Source organism: Sphingomonas arabinosi (assembly GCF_036663715.1).
Classification (GTDB): domain Bacteria; phylum Pseudomonadota; class Alphaproteobacteria; order Sphingomonadales; family Sphingomonadaceae; genus Sphingomonas.
Map to the genome: position 1 here is coordinate 348,570 of NZ_JAXOJN010000003.1, position 19,727 is coordinate 368,296.

A 19,727-nucleotide genomic window follows, 5' to 3' on the forward strand; every position below is an offset into this window, starting at 1 on the left:
CGGAGGCTTTGCGGCATCCGGCGGGTGGCCGGCTTAGCGATGGCGCGGCGTGGCTTATCGCGCGCGTGTTCTGCTCCCTTCCCTGGAAGGGAGGGGTTGGGGGTGGGTCGGTTGGCTTTTGCCACTCGACTTCTGGATATGCGGAAGCCGACCCACCCCCTGCCCCTCCCTTCCAGGGAGGGGGGCTAGACGTGTCGTGTCTTTCAACCGTCGCCTGCTGGCGATATGACGCCCCCATGATCGAACTCGACCCCCAGCAAGCCGCCGCCCGAACCTGGTTCGAGTCCCTTCGCGATCGCATCTGTGCGGAGTTCGAGGCGATCGAGCGGGAGGCGGGATCGGACGCTTCGTTCGAATACACTCCGTGGAACCGGACCGATCCGTCGGGTGAGCCGGGCGGCGGTGGCGTGATGGGGGTGATGAAGGGTCGCGTGTTCGAGAAGGTCGGCGTCAACGTCTCGACCGTGGGCGGCACGTTCGAGGGCGAGTTCGCCAAGTCGATCCACGGCGCCGGCGAAGACCCGCGGTTCTTCGCGACCGGGATCAGCCTGGTCGCGCACATGGCCAACCCGCACGTGCCGGCGGTGCACATGAACTGCCGCTTTCTCAATACCACCAAGCGCTGGTTCGGTGGGGGCGGCGATCTCAACCCGCCACTGCCGATCGAGGAGGATACCGTCGACTTCCACGCGACGATGAAGGCGGCGTGCGACGCGCATGATCCGGCGCATTATCCACGCTTCAAGGAATGGGCCGAGACCTATTTCTACATTCCGCACCGGAAGGTCAGCCGCGGCGCGGGTGGGATTTTCTTCGACCATCTCGACGGCGATTTCGAGACCAACTTCGCCTTCACCCGCGATGTCGGCGAAGCGTTTCTGGATGCGTATCCGCGGATCGTGCGGCGGCGGATGGATACGCCGTTCACTGCCGCCGACGAGGCACGGATGCTCGAATGGCGCGGGCGTTATGCCGAGTTCAACCTCGTCTATGATCGCGGGACTTTGTTCGGGCTTAAGACCGGCGGCAATATCGATGCGATCCTGATGAGCCTGCCGCCGCGCGCTACGTGGTCATGATCCGGTGGCGCTGATCCCGGTTGCCGACGACGTCCTCGCGACGATCGTCACGACGCTGGAGATGCGCAAGCGGCCGCCGTTGCGACCGAGCCCTGGGTCGCGGTTGCGGCTGGTGCGGTGGGAGCGGCCGGCGCTGGCGAAATACCGGGCGCTGTTCCGGCGGGTGGGGAGCCCGTGGCTGTGGTTCTCGCGGCTGGTGATGGCGGACGATGCGCTGGCGGCGATCGTGCAGGATCCGGGGATCGCGGTGTATGCGGTGCTCGATCCGGCGGGGATCGAGGTGGGGATGCTCGAACTCGATTTCCGCGCGGGCGGCGCGTGCGAGATCTCGTATTTCGGGCTGATCCCGGAGCTGGCGGGGCAAGGACATGGGCGGTGGCTGATGGCCGAGGCTTGCGCGCGGGCCTGGGCGAAGGGGGTGGAGCGGGTCTGGCTGCATACCTGCACGCTCGATCATCCTAGCGCGCTGGGGTTCTATCGCGCGCAGGGGTTCGTGGCGGTGAAGCGGACTATCGAGACGTTTCCGGATCCTCGGGCGACTGGGGTGCTGCCGGAGGATACTGCGCCGCAGATTCCGTATTTGGGGAAGCGGGGGTAGGTCGCAGCCTTTTCATCAACCGGGGGGCGTATGCGCCGACCTCGTCCACCTCCCCGGCGGAGGCCGGGGTCAATTGGGGGACGTTGCTGACTGAGCGATGCGGCCGATTACTGCGACCTCTCCAATTGGGCCCCGGCCTCCGCCGGGGAGGTGCTTTTTCCAAGCGAACAGCACTAACGGCTTGCGTGCGCCTTAGGCTTGCCCGCTTTTACCGTGCCAAGCAGCGCCAAGCGGAAACGTCGGCAACTGCCCCGACCCCTCACCCCGACCCTCTCCCCGCAGGGGAGAGGGAGCAGGAGGTGCTGCCTCCCCCGCAGGCGGTGTGTAGCAACAGTCCTACTCGCTCGCCGGCCCCTGAGGCCCGCCCTTACCTCGCCAAGCGGCGGTAGGCGGAGATTGCTATCAGGGCCATCGCTATGCCGGCTGCCATTGCCGCCACTGCGGCGCCGGCGTCGACGATCACGAGCGCGACCGGGTTGGCTTGCCCGCCGGCACGCAAGGCTCGGTCGGCCATCATGAAGGGTGCGCCGACGAGCCAGCCGCTGATGTAGCTGAACGCGGCGAGCCCCATGAGCGGCAAGCCGGAACCGCGGCTGAGACTGAAGCTGCGGCGGATCGCGCCCAACGCGCCGAGCGGGGCTTCGGCGAACATTGCGGGGCCGGTCAGCATCGTCCGGCCGAGGATGTAGAGGCCGGGGATCGCGTACAGCAGCAGCCCTGCCCCCGCCGGCAGCGAGACGATCACCATCGCCAGCAGGAAGCGCGGGAATATCCGCAGGCAGCGCGTCAGCGCCTGACGCAGGTCGAGATGCTCGCGATCGAGATACAGCGCGTAGAACAGCGACGTGCCGAAGAAGCTCGTCACATAGGCGAGCAGGTACCAGCCGCCATGCGCCGCCGCCCAGGTCTGCACCGCATCGGCCCAGACGATCGCCTGCGCCTCGTTATTGCCGGCCGCGGCATCGGGCATCGGCGGATCGGGGACGACCAGCGCTAGCGCGAAGGCGGGGAGGAACAGGAACGGTGCGGCGATCCGCAGCAACAGGTCGCGGTCGCGTTTGAAGAGCGTCCAGGCATCGGTGAGAACGGTCGCGAAATCGAGCTTCATGAGACGGCGTGTTTCTCTCTGGTGGCGACATAGAGCTGTGCGGTGAAGACGGCGGCGAGCGCGGTGAAGGCCGTGGTGACGACCGAGCCGGCAACCCCGGCAAGGAAGGCGGCCGTCGCGACGGAGTCTGCGCCTAGCACGAGACGGAAGACGATACCCGTGACGGACTGTGCGGCACCGGTGGCGACCATCAGGACGATCAGGAACAGGATCATGACGCCGATGATCCGCCACGTCATGCCCTTGGTCAGCTGGATCGAGCGACGGATCGCGCCGACGCCGAGACGTTCGTTGAGGATGACCGGGTTGAGCAGCACCAGTCGCGCGCCGATCCAGAGCAGGACGAGCAGATAGGCCAGCCCGTAGAGCGCGGTGAAGCTGGCGGCACCGACGCTGGGCGGCGTCATCCGTGCGCTCGATCCATTGGCGGCGGCGGCGAAGTCGAAGCCGGACTGGACCAGCACGACGATCGGCGGCACCGCGAGCAGCAGCGCGACGATCGTCAGCAGGACGGTGATGCCGAGCGCGGGCAATACGCGCGCGCCACCCCGGCGGCGCGCGGACGCGGCATCGACCGCCGGATCGGTGGCGATCGCGACGATCGCGAGTTGCGCCCAGATCATCGCGACGAGCGCGACGAGCGTCAGGGCGACCCCGACCAGCATCGAGACCGGATTCGCACGCGACGAGAACGCGACGAATCCGTCCCGCACGACGGTCGGCAGCAGGATGCCCAGCACCGCGATCGACGCGATCATGCCGGTGCGCCCGTTGAGCACCTCGATCGTGCGATCCCAGACAGTGCCCATCTTCACGCGTACGTTGCCTGTGCCCGCCTGTGCCATGTCCGCCTGTGCCATGCCCGTGCTCCCGCCATTCCCGTTCCTGCGCGAGGTAGCCCAAGCCCCTGCGCTTGACCACATGGTTGAAACGCGCGGCGCGGTTGCAAGTCGCGTCGGGGGTGCGCAAGTGGGATCGGTGACCACCCCCCTCCCCTCCGATATCGAATGGCGCACCAGCGCCGGCCTCACCCCCTATGCCGACGCGCTGGCGGAGATGGAGGCGCGCGCGGCGGCGGTCGGCGCCGGCGAGGCGCGCGAGCTGTTGTGGATGCTCGAACATCCGCCGGTCTACACGGCGGGCACCAGCGCCGAGCCCGGCGACCTGATCGACGCCCGCTTTCCGGTGATCCCGACCGGCCGCGGCGGAAAATACACCTATCACGGGCCGGGGCAGCGGATCGGCTATGTCGTGCTAGACCTCACCAAGCGGGGCCGCGACGTGCGATGCTACGTCCACGCGCTCGAATCATGGGTCATCGCGGCGCTCGGCGAACTGGGCGTCGAAGCGTTCGCGGTCGACGGCCGCGTAGGAATCTGGACGCTCGACCGGGGTGTCGAGGCCAAGATCGGCGCGATCGGCGTGCGGGTAAGGCGCTGGGTGACGCTCCACGGCTTCTCCGTGAACGTCGACCCGGACCTGTCGCACTTCGGTGGTATCGTACCCTGTGGCCTGCCCGAATACGGCGTTACCAGCCTGCAATCGCTCGGCATTTCGGCCGATCTTGCAACTTTCGACGCGGCCCTTGCGTTGACGGCGAGCGCTTTCCTTGAAACTGTTTGTTGTCCTTGAGAAAACGAGGCTTGAGGGCAAAGCGTTATCGGATTAATGTCCACTACGATTTGGGTATTAAGGGCGAGCAGCCAGCCAAATCCTCTATCTAGGGAGCTTCCACATGCGTGCACTCATTTCCAAGGTCCTGACCGGTTCGCTGATCGCCAGCGCAGCACTTGCCGTTTCGGCTTGCGGTCCGAAGACCGAGACGACGACCGACAACACGATGGTCACCGACATGAACGCCACCGAAGGCATGGACACCATGACCGACAACATGACTGCCGTCGACGGCACGATGAACGGTGGCATGATGGCCAACGACACCATGATGGCGAACGACACGATGATGTCGAACGACACCATGATGACCAACAACGCAATGTAATCCCCTAGGAAACCAACCGTTCAGGCGGGTGATTTCCGACAGGACTTACGTGACGTGAAGGGCCGTCCGGGCAACCGGGCGGCCCTTTGTCGTTCGGGTTCCCACGGACCGGACCGGGCATCTCAGCCGATCGTTACGGCTGCGGCGAACGACGCTCGGTACCCTGCGGCGTGGTCCCTCAACGCGCGTGCCGTTCGATCCCCGGAAAAGGTTAAAATCGCTTGGGAGTTTCTGCGAAACGCTTTAGATTCGTTTGCTTGGAATGCCCTGGGGAGGTTGGAATGAAGGTGTTGCGTACCGCGCTCGCGCTTTGCGTGGCGTCGAGCGGGCTCGCTGTCGCGCAGTCGGCGTCGGCGCAGTTCTTTTTGCAGTCGCGCGATTTTTCGGCCGCACCCGTCACCGGCGAGGAAGCGGACCTCGGCCAGCCCTTGCCCGGCGCGACGTCGGCGGAAATGCGTGCGGCCCTGGTGTGGCACATGCGCGCCGCGCTCAACGTCGCGGCGTTGCAGTGCCAGTTCGAACCGACCCTGCTGACGGTGCCGAACTACAACTCGATCCTGACGGACCACGGCGAAGAGCTGAAGGGGGCATTCGACACGCTCACCAAATACTTCCTCCGCGTGAACAAGGCAGCGGGGGCCCGCGCCGGGCAGGCCGCGCTCGACCAGTTCGGCACGCGAACCTATTCGAGCTTCGCCACGGTCGCGGCGCAGTACGGCTTTTGCCAGACCGCAGGGTCGATCGGGCGCGACGCGGTATTCGCACCGCGCGGTCATTTCGCCGAAGTCGCGCTGGCCCGCTCGCGCGAGTTGCGGAACAGCCTGATCCCGTGGGGCGAGCAGCGCTTTCCGCGGTACATCGGCCGCGAACGGTCGGCCCCGACGATGATCCGCCTCGATCCGATCTGCTGGAACAAGAAGGGCGAATGGGTCGCGAAGAAGTGCGGCGCCCAGAACTGGCCGCCCGCCGGTGTCGGGATAGCGACGCGCTGAGGGTCGGCGTGGCGATTGCTCTGATCCCGTCACCCCCGCGAGAGCTGGGGTGACGGACTAGGGGATCGGGCATTCTTGGTCTCGCGCACGATCGCGCGGCACACTTTCAGCGCAGGCCGAGCAGCTTGTGCGTCTGGAGCGAGAGCCGCCACTGCGGGCGCTCCATGACCAGATCGACGCAGGCCTCGCGGTTCGCATCCGCGCGTGGATCGTCGAGCGGCTGGAGCAGGAAGTTCGCGAAGTCCCAGGTCTCGACCTCTTCGATGTCGCTGCCCGGCTGGGGCCAGACCAGCTTCAGTTCGTGCCCAGCCCGCTGGACGACGATGCTGCCGGCCTTGGGACTGATGCAGATCCAGTCGATCCCCGGGTGCGCCGGTATCGTGCCGTTGCTCTCCATCGCGATCCGGAAGCCGTGTTCATGCAGTGCATCGACGATCGCGTCGTCAATCTGCAGCATCGGCTCGCCACCGGTCAGGACGGCGAACCGGTCGCGCGCGCCCTCTCCCCAGAAGCCCGCGACCGCCGAGGCCAAGGCCTGCGCGTCGGCGAACTTGCCGCCGCCGAGCCCATCGGTGCCGACGAACTCGGTATCGCAGAACTTGCATACCGCAGTCGCGCGGTCCTGTTCGCGGCCCGACCATAGGTTGCAGCCGGCGAACCGGACGAACACCGCACGACGGCCGGCATTCACGCCCTCGCCCTGCAGCGTGAGGAACATCTCCTTGACGGCGTAGCTCATGGCGTCAGGCCGGCCCAGATGCTGGGGGCACGGCGTAGCGCGTCGGGTCGGCGATACCGGCCTCGTCGAAGCCGCGCGCGCGCAGGCGGCAGCTGTCGCACTCGCCGCAATGCTCGCCGGCGGGCGTCGGATCGTAGCACGACCAGCTGAGGCCCAGGTCGAGCCCGAGACGCGTGCCTTCGCGGACGATATCCGCCTTGGTCATCATCTGGAGCGGCGCCTGGATGCGGAACGGTTCGCCCTCGACGCCGGCCTTGGTGGCGAGTTCCGCCAAGCCTTCGAAGGCGGCGATGAACTCGGGCCGGCAATCGGGATAGCCGGAATAGTCGAGCGCGTTGACGCCGATATAGATGTCGCGCGCGCCCGCCGCCTCGGCCCAGCCGAGCGCGAGGCTCAGGAAGATCGTGTTGCGCGCGGGGACGTAGGTGACGGGAATGCCGCCGCCGTCCTCGGTACCCGCGCCGTCCTTCGGCACGTCGATATCGGCGGTCAGCGCGGAGCCGCCGAATGCGGACAGGTCCATCGGCAGGACGATGTGGCGCTCGACACCGAGTGCGCTGGCGACGCGGCGCGCGGCGTCGAGTTCGATCCGGTGACGCTGATTATAGTCGAACGACAGCGCGAGCACGCGCTGGCCGGCTTCGCGCGCCAGGGCGGCGGATACCATCGAGTCGAGCCCGCCCGAGACGAGGGCGACCGCAAAGGGAGCAGGGGATGTCATGATGCGTGTTCGCTAGGCCAGCGAGCGCGAAAAAGAAAGGGCCGCCCGGTGGAGCGGCCCCGAGTTTGGCGCGGGATGCGCACCTTAAGGGAGTAAACGTGCTGAATAAGAGCACGTGTGTAGAGGTAGCGATGAGGGGTGAAAAGGACGTTAACGCCGCGCCTTCCCCTCTCGCCTCGGGGGAGAGGGAGGGAGCAGCCGCTTGGCTGCGGAAGGGTGAGGGGTGGTTGGGATTAGCGTCCGGAGCCTCACGCCCCTCACCCTCCCACGCTTCGCGCGGGCCCCTCCCTCTCCCCTGAAGGGAGAGGGGTTAGGCGTCGACCGGGACGGGGAATTTCTTCGCGCAGAACGCGCAGTCGACGATGATGAAGCCGGTTTCGTCCGCCATCGACTGGCGTTCCTCCAACGGGAATTTAGAGATCACGCCCTTGATATAGTCCGGATCGCAGCGGCACCCGCGGACGATCGGGATGTCCGCGAGGATGCGGACGTCCTCTTCCTCGTTGAACAGACGCCAGACCAGCGTTTCCAGCGGCAACGTCGCGTCTGTCAATTCGTCCGCGCTCATCGTCGAGCCGAGCGTGGCGACATGCTCCCATTCCGGGTGGTCGAGCTTGGTGTGCAACCGCTCGCGGCCGTCCTCGCCCTCGGGAAGGTGCTGGAGGAACAGGCCGCCGGAGATACAGCGACCGTCGGGGCCCTTCGCCATGCCGGTGCGGATCATCGTCGGGATCTGCTCGGACTGGGTGAAATAGCTCTGCGCGGCCTGCGACAGCGTGTCGCCGTCGAGGGGCACGATGCCTTGATAGCGTTCGTTGCTGCTCGCCATGTCGAACGTGATCGCCAGATAGCCGGCGCCGAACAGCGCGAACAACGAGGGCTCGGCGGGCGCTTCGGCGAGCTTGTCCGCATCATATTCGATGTACCCACGCACTTCGCCGCCGCGGTAGTCGCAGACGAGCAGCTGGACGACGCCGTTGTCGGTGCGGGTCTGCATCGTCAGCTGCCCGCTCGAATCCTTGAGCGTCGAGCCGATCAGCGCGGCGAGCGTCAGCGCCTCGGCGAGCAGCTTCTCGATCGCGGGGGGATAAGCGTGCGCGGCGAGCACTTCGTCGAGCGCGGTACCGAGCCGCACGATCCGGCCGCGGGCACTGCGCGCGGGGATCGCGAAGGCCAGCGCGCGGTCGAGATCGGTCATGTTGGGGTCGTTCACCATCATTCCTTTGTCATCCTCGCGCAGGCGGGGATCCATCATGGCAAACGACCGTGAAAGCCGAGCCGGTAGCGTTTATGGGTTCCCGCCTCCGCGGGAATGACGAAAATGGGGAGCTAGACCCGTGGCTTCAACCGACACGCCCCCTCAACCGATCTGCCCGAAGCACCAGCGCAGCACCGACTTCTGCGCGTGCAGCCGGTTCTCGGCCTCCTGCCAGATGAGCGACTGCGGACCGTCGATGACGTCCGACGTCACTTCTTCCTCGCGGTGCGCGGGCAGGCAGTGGAGGAACTTCGCGTCGGGCTTGGCCATCGCCATCAGTGCGGCATCGACCTGATACGGCGTCAGCGCCTTCAGCTTCGCCTCGGCATGTGTCTGGCCCATCGAGATCCAGGTATCGGTGACGACGATGTCCGCGCCCTCGACCGCCTCGCGCGGATTGGAGACGACGCGCGCCCTGCCCGACGCCCGAACGATCGCTTCTTCCTCGGGCTGGAACCCCTGCGGGCACGCTGCGACGACGTCGAACTGCATCAGCCCGGCCGCCTCGACGATCGAGGCGAGCACGTTGTTGCCGTCACCCAGCCAAGCGACCTTGAGGCCGGGGAGCGTCTTGCCGCTCTCGATGATCGTCAGCAGGTCGGCCATGATCTGGCACGGATGCGAGGCGTCGGTCAGGCCGTTGATGACTGGGACCGAGGCGTAATGCGCCATTTCCTCGATCTTGGCGTGATCGTCGGTGCGGATCATGATCGCGTCGACATAGCCCGACAGGATGCGCGCGGTGTCGGCGATCGACTCGCCGCGCCCGAGCTGCATCGAGCCGCCGTCGGACACGATCGAGGTGCCGCCGAGCTGGCGGATCGCCATGTCGAACGAAAAGCGCGTGCGGGTGGAGCTCTTCTCGAACACCATCGCGAGCGTGTGCCCGGCGAGCGGCGCGTCGGCATCGACGCGGCCCTTGGGGAGGCCCGCACGGGCGGCTTTGCGGTCGAGTGCGTCGGCGAGCATCGCGGCGATCCCGTCGGCTCCGGCGTCGGTGAGATTCAGGAAATGGCGGGTCATAATATCCTCCCCGGCACGGGGAGGGGGACCGCTTGCAAAGCAAGTGGTGGAGGGGGACCTCCACGGGTGCTTTGCTGCGGGGCGATCCCCCTCCACCATGCTTCGCATGGTCCCCCTCCCCGCGTGCGGGGAGGATTTAAATCAATCGTCGGCGGCGGGTACGTAGACGCGCGCGGCGGTCGACAGCTTGTCGATGCACTCGGCGATGTGGCTCTCGTCGATCACCAGCGGCGGCAGGATGCGGATGACGTTCTCGCCCGCCGACACCAGCAATAGATTGTGATGATCGCGCGCGAACGCGACGAACGCGCGGCTGTCGCTCTTGAGCTTCAGCCCGAGCATCAACCCGGTGCCGCGGACGCTGTCGAACAGGTGATCGTGGTTGGGGATCATCTGTTCGAGCCCCTGACGCAGCCGGTCGCCCATCGCCGTGACGTTATCGAGGAAACCGTCCTCCAGCATCACGTCGAGCACGGCCTCGCCCGCTGCCATCCCAAGCGGGTTGCCGCCATAGGTGGAGCCATGCGTGCCGGCGACCATGCCCTTGGCCGCTTCCTCGGTCGCGAGGCACGCGCCCAGCGGGAAGCCGCCGCCGATGCCCTTGGCGACCGCCATGATGTCCGGCGTGATGCCGTACAGCTCGTGCGCGAAGAACTTGCCGGTACGTCCGTAGCCGCACTGGACCTCGTCGAGCACCAGCAACAGACCGTGATCGTCGCACGCCTTGCGCAGGCCGGTCAGGAACTCGTGGCTCGCCTGACGGATGCCGCCCTCGCCCTGGATCGGCTCGACCAGGAAGCCGGCCGTGTTGTCGTCGATCAGCGCCAGCGCGCCTTCGAGATCGTTGAAGTTCGCATAGGCGAACCCCGGCAACAGCGGCTCGAACCCGTCGCGCATCTTCGTCTGGTTGGTCGCCGAGATCGTGCCGAGCGTGCGCCCGTGGAATGCTGTGTCGAACGTGATCAGCGTGTGCCGCTGCGGATTGCCGTTGGCGAAGTGATAGCGCCGCGCGGTCTTGATCGCGCACTCGACCGCTTCGGCGCCGGAGTTGGTGAAGAACACCGTGTCGGCGAATGTGTTGTCGACCAAGCGCTGCGCGAGATGCTCACCCTGCGGCGACCCGTACAGGTTCGACACGTGCATCAGCGTCGCAGCCTGATCGGCGATCGCCTTGGTCAGATGCGGATGCGCGTGGCCGAGCGCGTTCACCGCGATGCCGCTGGCGAAATCGAGATATTGCTGGCCGTCCTCACCATAGAGGTACGCGCCCTCGCCTCGGACCGGACGCACGCCACACCGCGGGTAGACGGGCATGAGCGGGGTGATGGTCACAAGCGCTTCCTTTCCGAAACGAGAAGGGCGACCCACTGGCCGCCCGGAATGCCTAATACGGACGCGGGGGGAGACGCGTCAACCTCGGCGGGCGCGCTATCGTGTCAGACTTTAGCTTGCCGCAACGCTTCGTTCATTCGTGACTGCCAGCCGGGACCGGTCGCGCGAAACTTGTCGAGCACGTCGGGGTCGAGACGCACAGTTACCGGCGTTTTGGTCGGTGCCTGCTGAGGGCCGCGCCGGCGCACAAGCGCGGCCACGACATGCGGCGGATGAATTTCGGATGCGGGTCGCGCGCGCGCGATCATCTCATCAGTCCATTCGGGATTTTCGTCGAAATCGGGAGGCGGGGGAAGCTTATTCATACCGTCGCATCTCCTTGTCGTGTGCGCGTCGAAAACTGATCACCCGCATGCCTTCGTCCGTTTCGACATAGACGACGCAGTATCCGATCCCGTTGATCCGCCCCCGTGCCTGGAACCGGATTTCACCATAGTCGAAACGGTCGTCGACGATTGTCACGGGATTCATATCGAAACCGCGAAAGTCACTGAGGGAAAGACCATGCTTTGCGATGTTAGCCGCGTTTTTCTCAGGATCGAACGCGACAGACATCTAAACTTTCCGATCAAATTGTCAATACGATTTGCGCTAGGCGTCGATCGCTTCCTCGTCCATGCGGCCGGCGTTTTCCTGGATGAAGGCGAAGCGGTGCGCCGGGTTGTTGCCCATCAGGCGGTCGACCAGGTCCTTTACCTGCGCGCGCTCTTCGTATTCCTGGGGCAGCGTGATGCGGAGCATGCCTCGGGTGGCGGGGTCCATCGTGGTTTCGCGAAGCTGGCTCGGGTTCATCTCGCCGAGGCCCTTGAAGCGGCCGACGTCGACTTTCTTGCCCTTGAACACGGTGCGCTCCAGCTCGGCGCGGTGGGCGTCGTCGCGGGCGTAGACACTCTTGGTGCCGACGGTGAGGCGGTAGAGCGGCGGTTGCGCGAGGTAGAGATGCCCGCGGCGGACCAGCTCGGGCATCTCCTGGAAGAAGAACGTCATCAGCAGCGTCGCGATGTGCGCGCCGTCGACGTCTGCGTCGGTCATGATGACGATGCGTTCGTAGCGTAGCGTATCCGGGGTGCAGTCCTTCCGGGTGCCGCAGCCCAGCGCGAGCGTGAGGTCGGCGATTTCCTGGTTGGCGAAGATCTTGGCGCTGGTGGCGGATGCGACGTTGAGGATCTTGCCGCGGATCGGGAGGATCGCCTGCGTCTTCCGATCGCGCGCCTGCTTCGCCGAGCCGCCGGCCGAGTCGCCTTCGACGATGAACAGTTCGGTGCCCTCGGGCGAGTTGGCGGAGCAGTCGGTGAGCTTGCCCGGCAGGCGGAGTTTGCGCGCGGACGTTGCGGTCTTGCGCTTGACGTCGCGCTCCTGCTTGCGGCGCAGGCGTTCGTCCATCCGTTCGAGCACGTAGTTCAGCAGCGCCTTGCCGCGCTCCATGTTGTGGCTGAGGAAATGATCGAAATGGTCACGCACCGCCTTCTCAACGAGGCCAGCGGCTTCGGGGCTGGTGAGGCGATCCTTGGTCTGGCTTTGGAATTGCGGTTCGCGGATGAAGACCGATAGCATCAGCTCGCTGCCGACCATGACGTCGTCCGCGCTGATATCCTTGGTTTTCTTGTTGCCGACGAGGTCGCCGAACGCGCGCAGGCCGCGGACCAGGGCCTGGCGGAGGCCTTGCTCATGCGTGCCGCCGTCGGGGGTCGGAATGGTGTTGCAATACCAGCTGTACGAGCCGTCGCTCCAGAGCGGCCACGCGACCGCCCATTCGACGCGGCCCTGGGTTTCGCCGTTCGCGCTGGGGAAATCCTGCGAGCCCGAGAAGAAGTCCGAGGTCGCGCATTCGCGGCCGGCGATCTGGTCGCGGAGGTGGTCGGCTAGGCCGCCGGGGAACTGGAACACGGCTTGTGCAGGCGTGTCGTCGCCGATCAGGTCGGGCGTGCAGTGCCAGCGGATCTCGACGCCTGCGAACAGGTACGCCTTGGAGCGGACGAGCTTGTAGAGGCGCTGCGGCTTGAAGTTCAGTTCGCTGCCGAAGATCTCGGTGTCGGGGGTGAACGCGACGCTGGTGCCGCGGCGGTTGGGCGTGGCCCCAAGATGCTCGATCGGTCCGAGCGTCTGGCCCTTGGCGAAGCGCTGGCGGTAGAGTTGGCGATCGCGCGCGACTTCTACGACGGTGTCGGAGGACAGCGCGTTGACGACGCTGATGCCGACGCCGTGCAGGCCGCCCGAGGTCGCATAGGCCTTCCCCGCGAACTTGCCGCCCGAGTGGAGCGTCGAGAGGATCACCTCCAGCGCGGACTTGTCGGGAAACTTCGGGTGCGGGTCGACCGGGATGCCGCGGCCGTTGTCGACGATCGTCAGGCGGTTGTTCGCTTCGAGCGTGACCTCGATCCGGGTGGCGTGACCGGCGACCGCCTCGTCCATCGCGTTGTCCAGGACTTCGGCGGCGAGGTGGTGGAGCGCGCGCTCGTCGGTGCCGCCGACGTACATGCCGGGGCGGCGGCGTACGGGTTCGAGGCCTTCGAGCACCTCGATCGAGGATGCATCATAGGTATTGGCGGCGGTCTTGCCGGCGCCGGGCGTCGAGGGGGACGCGAACAGATCTTCAGCCATGGCGAGAGCGTAGCCCGAGGCGTGAGACAAAGCCACAGGCTCCGTTTGTTCTCCCTGTTGCTGGAAAGCCACATTGACGCACATTGTTAATCTAGCTGCATAATTTTTCCGCGACCGGCCGTTTATGAAAAACCTGTCATGAAATTTCCGGGAGTGAATATGAACAAGACGATGATGGTGGCGCTTGCAGGCGTTGCCGCTTTGGGTTTCGCGGCGCCTGCCGCCGCACAGGACAGGACCGACGACGCGCCGTTCAGCGGCGTCTATGTCGGCGGCTCGTTCGGCTATGACGTGCAGCCCAACGACGACGGCGAGTCGATCGCATTCGATCGCAATCTGGATGGCGTCTTCGGCGACACCATCTCGACTGCGACCGTAGCCAACGCGTTCTCGCCGGGCTTCTGCAACGGTCGTGCGACCAGCAACGTCGCGCCTGCCGTCGGTGGCCGTGGCTGCCGTAGCGACAAGGACGGCATCGGCTATTCGGCACGCGTCGGCGCGGACTACCAGCGCGGCAACATCGTCGTCGGCGTGGTCGGCGAGTTCGGCAAGAACGAGATCAGCGACAGCGTCTCGGCGTTCAGCACCACGCCTGCCTTCTACACGATGACGCGCGACCTGAAGTGGGAAGCATCGGCACGCGGTCGCCTGGGCTATGCGGCGAACACGACGCTGTTCTACGGCACGTTCGGCGTCGGCTATGCCAACATCGACAACAGCTTCACGACCGGCAACACGGCGAACACCTTCACCACCAACGGTGGCAGCAAGGAATGGGGCATCGTCGGTGGTGGCGGCATCGAGCAGAAGCTGGGTCGCAACTTCTCGGTCGGTCTTGAGTATCAGTACCACCAGTATCAGGACACCGACTACCGCGTGCGCGCATCGGGCGGCCCGACCGGTGGCCCTTTCACGCGCGGCAACGCGTCGGGGACGGACTTCCGTCGCAGCTTCGACGATTTCCGCTGGCACAGCCTGCGCGCCACGGCTGCGTTTAGGTTTTGAGGCGAAGGGCGGCCGCTGCCACGCTGGCAGCGGACTCGCCCGAGCCCGGCCGGCGCGGCTCGCCGCGTCCGACGACATGGGCTTTGCCCATGGCTAGCGAGGTTTGAAGAAGGCCGCGTCCTCGGGTGAGGACGCGGCCTTTCTCTTTTTCACGTTCGATGTTCCGAGTGGTGATCCACACGCTTCGTCATCCTGACGAAAGTCAGGACGCAGAGTCAGATACGTTGCCGCTCGGTATCCTGGGTCCTGACTTTCGTGAGGATGACGGGAGCGTGTTGTGGGGGCGTGGCCGACTTTATCGCCGCGTCTCGACCGAAAGCACGTTCCGGTACTGAGCACGTTGCCCGCGGAAAGTTTGTTTCCCCGCTTAGGCGGGGATCCAGACTGGGCTCCCGTATTCGCGGGAGAACACGGAAAGCATGCTCCTCCCTACCTACCACCCCGGCGGAGGCCGGGGCCCAACTGGGGAACGTTGCTAACAGAGCGAAGCGCACGATTACCAACACGTTCCCAGTTGGGCCCCGGCCTTCGCCGGGGTGGTGCCTCTTGAAGTCGGGGCGGTAGCAGGTTTGAAAAAGGCCGCTTCCTCACCCGAGGAAGCGGCCTTTTTCATATCACGCTAGCCATGGGCAAAGCCCATGTCGTCGGCCGCGGCGAGCCGCGCCGGCCGGGCTTGAGCGAGTCCTGCGCCAGATTGGCGCAGGCCGCCCTGCGCCTCACCGAGGCCGCGGGCCGCCGAACGGCAGCGGTGGGGTCGGGCGGCGGTCGCGACGGGGCAACTGTGCCTGGTAGGCGTGGCCGCAGTGATCGACGCAGTACGGGAAGCCCGGGTTCACGGCCTTGCCGCAGAAGTGGAAGTCGGGTTCGCCGGGATGGCCGAGCGGCCATTTGCAGATGCGGTCGTTCAGTTCGAGCAGGCTCGTCTTGTTCGCCATCTCGGCCGATGGCTTGGCGGGGACGAGGCGACGCGGCGGGGCCGGCGTGCTTGGCGGCTGCTGCTCGCCGGGAGCCTGGCGAAGGAAGCCGCCGGGGCCGACCGAGCGCAGGATCGGCTGTGGCGCGCGGACGGGGGCGGCGACAGCCGGAGCAGCCTCGTCCTCGTCTTCATCCTCAGCCTCATCCTCTGGCTCTTCGGCGACCGGCTCCGGCTCAACCGGTGCCGCGGGCTTGGCTGCTGCCACGACGGGCGGTGCGACCGGTGCGGGCTTGGGGGCCTCGACCTCGACCGGTTCCGGTGCGGCGACCGGCTCGGGAGCCGCTGCGGCTGCAGCCGATGCCGACGCCGCTGCTTCGGCCGCAGCCGCCGCCTTCGCTTCGGGATCGTTCGGCTTCACCGGCGAAGGGCGCGCCTGTAGCTCGAGGCGGTGGGCCTTGCCGATGACGGCGTTGCGGCTGACGCCACCCAATGCTTCGGCGATCTGGCTGGCGGTCTGGCCGGCCTCCCACATCGTCTTGAGCGTCTGGATGCGCTCGTCGGTCCAGGACATGTTCGTTCCTTAGTCTACGTCAGCCGGGTTGCGGGCAGCAGCGGCAGCGATTACCCGCAACCTCCATGAGCAGCCAGCCCCCAATCGGTGAAATCCATTCGGCGGTACATTCCGCCCCCGGCGTTCCCGTCATCAAGAGCGTGAACTGGGAGGGATTGCGAACCCTCTATATCAAGGAGGTGCGCCGGTTCTTCAAGGTGCAGCTTCAGACGGTGTGGGCGCCGGCGATTACCACCCTGCTTTTTCTGATCGTGTTCACCATCGCGACGGGCGCGAGAAGCCCGGTTCCGGTCGATGGCCGGATCGTCGCGTTCGCCGATTTCATCGCGCCGGGGCTGATCATCGCGCAGGGCATGATGGGCCCGGCGTTCGCCAATGCGAGCTTTTCGCTGCTGGTCGGCAAGATGCAGGGGACGATCGTGGATTACCTCCAGCCGCCCTTGGCGACGGGTGAACTGCTCGCCGCGCTGGTCGGTGGCGCGGTGACGCGTGCGGTGATCGTCGGGATCGTCGTGTGGGCGGCGATGGCGCTGTATCCGGGCGTGCACGTGACGCCGCACGCACCGCTCGCCATCATCTGGTTCGGGTTGCTCGGCGCTGTGTTCCTCGCGCTGCTCGGCGTGCTGACGTCGATCTGGGCGGACAAGTTCGATCATGCGGCGGCGGTCACCAACTTCGTGATCGCGCCGTTGTCGCTGTTGTCGGGGACGTTCTATTCGGTCGACAAGCTGGCGCCCGCGTTCCGCGCATTCAGCCATGCCAACCCGTTCTTCTACATCATCTCGGGCTTTCGCTATGGGTTCCTGGGGATTGCCGATTCGCCGGTGATGATCGGCGGGATCGTGATCCTGGTGATCGATCTGGTACTGGCGACGCTCTGCTACCGGTTGCTGAAGAGCGGGTGGAAGCTGAAGAACTGATGCGAGGCCTAGCGCTCTGGCTGGTGGCGTTGGCAGTGGCCTTGCTGCCCGTCGGTGCGGTGGCGCAGGGCGCGGTGGCGCAGGGCGCGGTGGCGGACCCGGTGTTGCGGGCAAAGGCCGATGCGCTGGTCGCGATCCTCGATGGGCGCGGCGCTTACGATGCATATTTTGCCGCGAGTTTCCGGGAGAAGGTGCCGGAGGCGCAGTTCTCGACGATCGTCGAGAAGCTGAAGGCGACGCTGGGCGCACCGCAGAAGATCGAGTCGCTGACGCCGACGTCGGCGTGGAGCGCGGATCTGGTGGTGGGCTATGCGCGGGGGACGGCGAGCGTTCGGCTGGTGCTCGACCCGAAGGCACCGCATGCCGCGACCGGGTTGCTGATTACCGGCACTGCCGCGCGCGACGACAGTATGGCGAAGGTCGAGGCGGAGTTTCGTGCGCTGCCGGGTGCCAGTGGGTTCGGGCTGTATGCGCTGAGCGAGGACAAACCCCAGCCACTCTTCGAATACCGTGCCGATGTCGCAGCACCGCTCGGGTCGGCGTTCAAGCTGTGGGTGCTGGCGGAGTTGGCGCGACAGGTGGCGGCGAGTGAGCGGCATTGGGTGGACGTCGTGAAGGTCGGGGCGCCGTCGCTTCCCTCCGGCGTGTTGCAGACCTGGCCCGCGGGATCGCCTGTGACCGTGCAGACGCTGGCGACGATGATGATCTCTATCAGCGACAACACCGCGACGGATACGCTGCTGACGACGCTCGGGCGGGCGAAGGTCGATGCGATGGCGGAGGCGGAGGCCGGCCGCGTGCCGGTCATGACCACGCGCGAGATGTTCGTGCTGAAGGGTGATCCGGCGCTGACCAAGGCGTGGGCGGCAGGGTCGGTGGACGAGCGGCGCACGCTGCTGGACGACAATGCGGTGAAGATTGCCACGGCCAAGCTGGATCCGACCGTGTTCGCGGGGAAGCCGGTCGCGATCGACAGCGTCGAATGGTTTGCGAGCCCGGCGGCGATGGCGGGGGTGCTGGATCGGTTGCGCGGCGCGGATGCGACGACTCGGGCGATCCTTGCCGTCAACGCGGGGGGCGATCCGGCGATCGCCAAGCGGTTTGGGTATGTCGGGTTCAAGGGTGGTGGCGAGCCGGGGGTGCTGAGCTTGAACTATCTGGTGCAGGCGAAGGACGGGCGTTGGTATGCGGCTACCGGGAACTGGCACCGGGGTGATGATGCCGTGAACGAGGTTCGGTTCGCGGGGTTGATGGGGCGGGCTTTGGCGCTGCTGGCGGGGCGGTAGAGTCGGTCTCAGACAAAAGCACCACCCCGGCGGAGGCCGGGGCCCAATTGGGAGACGCTGCTAAATTCGGGTAGCGCTTCGTTATTTCCACCTTTCCAATTGGGCCCCGGCCTTCGCCGGGGTGGTGGATCTATGGGAATGGCGGCGTTATTTAAGCCCGTCCGGCGGCCTGCCAGCTATCTGCGCAGAGGCCGAAGATCAGGCTGTCGCGCAGGCCCAGATGGGTCTCCCACTCGTCGCGCAACAGGCGTTCGCGGCGGAACCCCAACCGCTCCAGCAACAGGATCGATGCGGTATTCTCGGTATCGGCATCGGCGAATACGCGGCTGCGGCCTTCCGCGAACAGACGGTCGATCACCGCCGACACAGCCTCGCGCGCGATCCCGCGCCCCCAGGCCTCGCGCGCGAGGATGAAGCCGATCTCGGTCACCCCTGCCCCGTCGGCCTCGCTCCCCGAGACCCAGCCGATCGCGCGGTCGTCGCCGGTGCGGGTGATCGCCCAGGTGCGCTGATTGCCGGGGGCGGCTTCCTCGGCGAGGTAGGTGCGGACGTCGTCGACCGAGCCCAGGGGGCCGTCGGCGGAATACGCCATCAACTCCGCATCGGCGAGCATCGGGTGCAACGCGGTCGCGTCGCCCTCGACGAGCGGCCGCAGCCGCAGCCGTCGCGTCTTCAGTACCGGCGATACGCCGGCACGCCGTGGTCTGCGTCCCGGCTGCCTCACGCGGTGAGCGCGTCCACGAGCGCGCGGACTTTCTTCTGGCGCCACTGCGGGAGTGGGGCGACCAGCCAATAGCCACCTTTCGACGGCTGCGACTCGCCGATCAGCTGCACGCGGGCCTGCGCCAGATCGCGGCGGGCCAGCAGTTCGGGGACGGTCGCGCGGCCCAGCCCGGCCGCCGCTGCGTCGATCGCGAGCCCTGCGTCGGTGACGCGGACCAGCGCGACGCCGTCCCCCGGTTCGCTGGGGCCCGACCAGGCGATTGCGGCTTCGCTATCGGTGCCGGGCTTGGCGATCGTCACCATGCCCTCGGATTCGAGCGCCTCGCCCTCATGCTCGCCCGGGCCATCGCCCCAGCGGATCGCGAGATCGAGATTGGCTTCGGTGAAGTCGACATTCTCGTCGGCGGTGATCAGCACGAAGCGGAGTTCGGGATCGGCTTCGGCGATCTGCGCGAGCCGCGGCATCAGCCACTTCTCGGTCAGGTCGCGCGGCGCGGCGATCGTCAGCGACTTGGAGGATTGGCCGGCCTGCATCGCGCGGACGGCTTCCTCGAACTGGAGGAAGCCACCGCGGAGTGCGCCGAGACCGGCCTCGGCTTCGGGCGTCAGCTCCAGCCCGCGCGTGGTGCGGCGGAACAGCACGACGCCGAGCGTATCCTCCAGCGCGCGGATCTGCTGACCGACCGCCGCCGGCGTCACGGCGAGTTCGTCGGCGGCGCGCGTAAACGACAGATGCCGCGCCGCCGCGTCGAGCACGCGCAGGCCGTTCAGGGGGAGATGCGTGCGCTTCATC

At 66.5% G+C, this 19,727-nt stretch carries 22 protein-coding genes; 8 read left to right on the top strand and 14 right to left on the bottom strand.

The window, feature by feature from the left end; translation table 11 throughout:
- Positions 1–236 precede the first annotated feature (236 nt).
- Entirely contained in the window at positions 237–1,079 is an 843-nt protein-coding gene (gene hemF, locus U1708_RS07190; protein ID WP_332744155.1) for an oxygen-dependent coproporphyrinogen oxidase, read from the top strand.
- 4 nt (positions 1,080–1,083) lie between these two features.
- Positions 1,084–1,677 carry a GNAT family N-acetyltransferase gene (locus U1708_RS07195; protein ID WP_332744157.1) on the top strand — a complete coding sequence of 198 codons (594 nt, stop codon included), beginning with the start codon at positions 1,084–1,086 and terminating at the stop codon, positions 1,675–1,677.
- A 367-nt stretch (positions 1,678–2,044) separates the two neighbouring features.
- Here the strand turns inward: U1708_RS07195 and U1708_RS07200 are convergent, their stop codons facing one another.
- Positions 2,045–2,785: a hypothetical protein gene (locus U1708_RS07200; RefSeq protein WP_307086749.1), complete on the bottom strand. Its 741-nt coding sequence runs from the start codon at positions 2,783–2,785 to the stop codon at positions 2,045–2,047.
- On the bottom strand, positions 2,782–3,645 hold the full coding sequence (locus U1708_RS07205) for a hypothetical protein (protein WP_332744160.1): 864 nt from the start codon (positions 3,643–3,645) through the stop codon (positions 2,782–2,784). The genes U1708_RS07200 and U1708_RS07205 overlap by 4 nt, the downstream gene beginning before the upstream one ends.
- A 118-nt stretch (positions 3,646–3,763) precedes the next feature.
- On the opposite strand from U1708_RS07205, the gene lipB reads away from it, so the two are divergent.
- The 3 genes from lipB to U1708_RS07220 all read left to right on the top strand — a co-directional run bounded on the left by lipB (position 3,764) and on the right by U1708_RS07220 (position 5,779).
- A complete protein-coding gene (gene lipB / locus U1708_RS07210; protein ID WP_332744162.1) occupies positions 3,764–4,417 on the top strand; it encodes a lipoyl(octanoyl) transferase LipB in 654 nt (217 codons plus the stop codon).
- A gap of 103 nt (positions 4,418–4,520) precedes the next feature.
- Positions 4,521–4,787, top strand: coding sequence for a hypothetical protein (locus U1708_RS07215; RefSeq protein WP_128455324.1), 267 nt, complete (start codon positions 4,521–4,523; stop codon positions 4,785–4,787).
- A 281-nt stretch (positions 4,788–5,068) separates the two neighbouring features.
- On the top strand, positions 5,069–5,779 hold the full coding sequence (locus U1708_RS07220) for a hypothetical protein (protein ID WP_332744166.1): 711 nt from the start codon (positions 5,069–5,071) through the stop codon (positions 5,777–5,779).
- Positions 5,780–5,885: 106 nt separating this feature from the next.
- On the opposite strand, the gene queE is transcribed toward U1708_RS07220, so the two are convergent.
- The 8 genes from queE to parE all read right to left on the bottom strand — a co-directional run bounded on the left by queE (position 5,886) and on the right by parE (position 13,513).
- Positions 5,886–6,518: a 7-carboxy-7-deazaguanine synthase gene (queE, locus tag U1708_RS07225; protein WP_332744168.1), complete on the bottom strand. Its 633-nt coding sequence runs from the start codon at positions 6,516–6,518 to the stop codon at positions 5,886–5,888.
- A gap of 4 nt (positions 6,519–6,522) precedes the next feature.
- Positions 6,523–7,239 (bottom strand): 7-cyano-7-deazaguanine synthase QueC, encoded by a 717-nt coding sequence (gene queC, locus U1708_RS07230; protein WP_332744170.1) that lies wholly within the window; start codon positions 7,237–7,239, stop codon positions 6,523–6,525.
- Positions 7,240–7,549: 310 nt separating this feature from the next.
- Positions 7,550–8,455, bottom strand: a complete 906-nt coding sequence (gene hslO, locus U1708_RS07235) for an Hsp33 family molecular chaperone HslO (RefSeq protein ID WP_443030008.1) — start codon at positions 8,453–8,455, stop codon at positions 7,550–7,552.
- Positions 8,456–8,599: 144 nt separating this feature from the next.
- A complete protein-coding gene (argF, locus tag U1708_RS07240; RefSeq protein WP_332744175.1) occupies positions 8,600–9,520 on the bottom strand; it encodes an ornithine carbamoyltransferase in 921 nt (306 codons plus the stop codon).
- A 141-nt stretch (positions 9,521–9,661) separates the two neighbouring features.
- Positions 9,662–10,852, bottom strand: coding sequence for an aspartate aminotransferase family protein (locus tag U1708_RS07245; RefSeq protein ID WP_332744176.1), 1,191 nt, complete (start codon positions 10,850–10,852; stop codon positions 9,662–9,664).
- Between the two features lie 104 nt (positions 10,853–10,956).
- Positions 10,957–11,217 carry a BrnA antitoxin family protein gene (locus U1708_RS07250; RefSeq protein ID WP_332744178.1) on the bottom strand — a complete coding sequence of 87 codons (261 nt, stop codon included), beginning with the start codon at positions 11,215–11,217 and terminating at the stop codon, positions 10,957–10,959.
- Positions 11,210–11,467, bottom strand: coding sequence for a BrnT family toxin (locus U1708_RS07255; protein ID WP_332744180.1), 258 nt, complete (start codon positions 11,465–11,467; stop codon positions 11,210–11,212). Before U1708_RS07255 ends, U1708_RS07250 begins: the two co-directional genes overlap by 8 nt.
- Positions 11,468–11,503: 36 nt before the next feature.
- On the bottom strand, positions 11,504–13,513 hold the full coding sequence (gene parE / locus U1708_RS07260) for a DNA topoisomerase IV subunit B (RefSeq protein WP_332744182.1): 2,010 nt from the start codon (positions 13,511–13,513) through the stop codon (positions 11,504–11,506).
- Positions 13,514–13,672: 159 nt separating this feature from the next.
- Between parE and U1708_RS07265 the strand changes: the two genes are divergently transcribed.
- Positions 13,673–14,518 (top strand): outer membrane protein, encoded by an 846-nt coding sequence (locus U1708_RS07265; RefSeq protein ID WP_332744184.1) that lies wholly within the window; start codon positions 13,673–13,675, stop codon positions 14,516–14,518.
- Here U1708_RS07265 and U1708_RS07270 read toward each other — a convergent pair.
- The gene (locus tag U1708_RS07270; protein WP_332744186.1) at positions 14,508–14,699 is read right to left on the bottom strand and encodes a hypothetical protein; all 192 of its coding nucleotides are present in this window, start codon (positions 14,697–14,699) and stop codon (positions 14,508–14,510) included. The two genes, U1708_RS07265 and U1708_RS07270, sit on opposite strands and share 11 nt — an antisense overlap.
- A gap of 535 nt (positions 14,700–15,234) precedes the next feature.
- Positions 15,235–16,005, bottom strand: coding sequence for a GcrA family cell cycle regulator (locus U1708_RS07275; RefSeq protein WP_332744188.1), 771 nt, complete (start codon positions 16,003–16,005; stop codon positions 15,235–15,237).
- A 65-nt stretch (positions 16,006–16,070) separates the two neighbouring features.
- Here U1708_RS07275 and U1708_RS07280 point away from each other — a divergent pair, with 65 nt between their 5' ends.
- Positions 16,071–16,925 carry an ABC transporter permease gene (locus U1708_RS07280; protein ID WP_332744190.1) on the top strand — a complete coding sequence of 285 codons (855 nt, stop codon included), beginning with the start codon at positions 16,071–16,073 and terminating at the stop codon, positions 16,923–16,925.
- A complete protein-coding gene (locus U1708_RS07285) occupies positions 16,907–18,211 on the top strand; it encodes a serine hydrolase (protein ID WP_332744192.1) in 1,305 nt (434 codons plus the stop codon). Before U1708_RS07280 ends, U1708_RS07285 begins: the two co-directional genes overlap by 19 nt.
- 151 nt (positions 18,212–18,362) lie before the next feature.
- Here U1708_RS07285 and U1708_RS07290 read toward each other — a convergent pair whose 3' ends face one another.
- Both U1708_RS07290 and U1708_RS07295 read right to left on the bottom strand, forming a co-directional pair.
- Positions 18,363–18,935: a GNAT family N-acetyltransferase gene (locus U1708_RS07290; RefSeq protein WP_332744194.1), complete on the bottom strand. Its 573-nt coding sequence runs from the start codon at positions 18,933–18,935 to the stop codon at positions 18,363–18,365.
- Positions 18,932–19,726, bottom strand: a complete 795-nt coding sequence (locus U1708_RS07295; protein WP_332744196.1) for a LysR family transcriptional regulator — start codon at positions 19,724–19,726, stop codon at positions 18,932–18,934. The genes U1708_RS07290 and U1708_RS07295 overlap by 4 nt, the downstream gene beginning before the upstream one ends.
- Position 19,727: the final 1 nt, after the last annotated feature.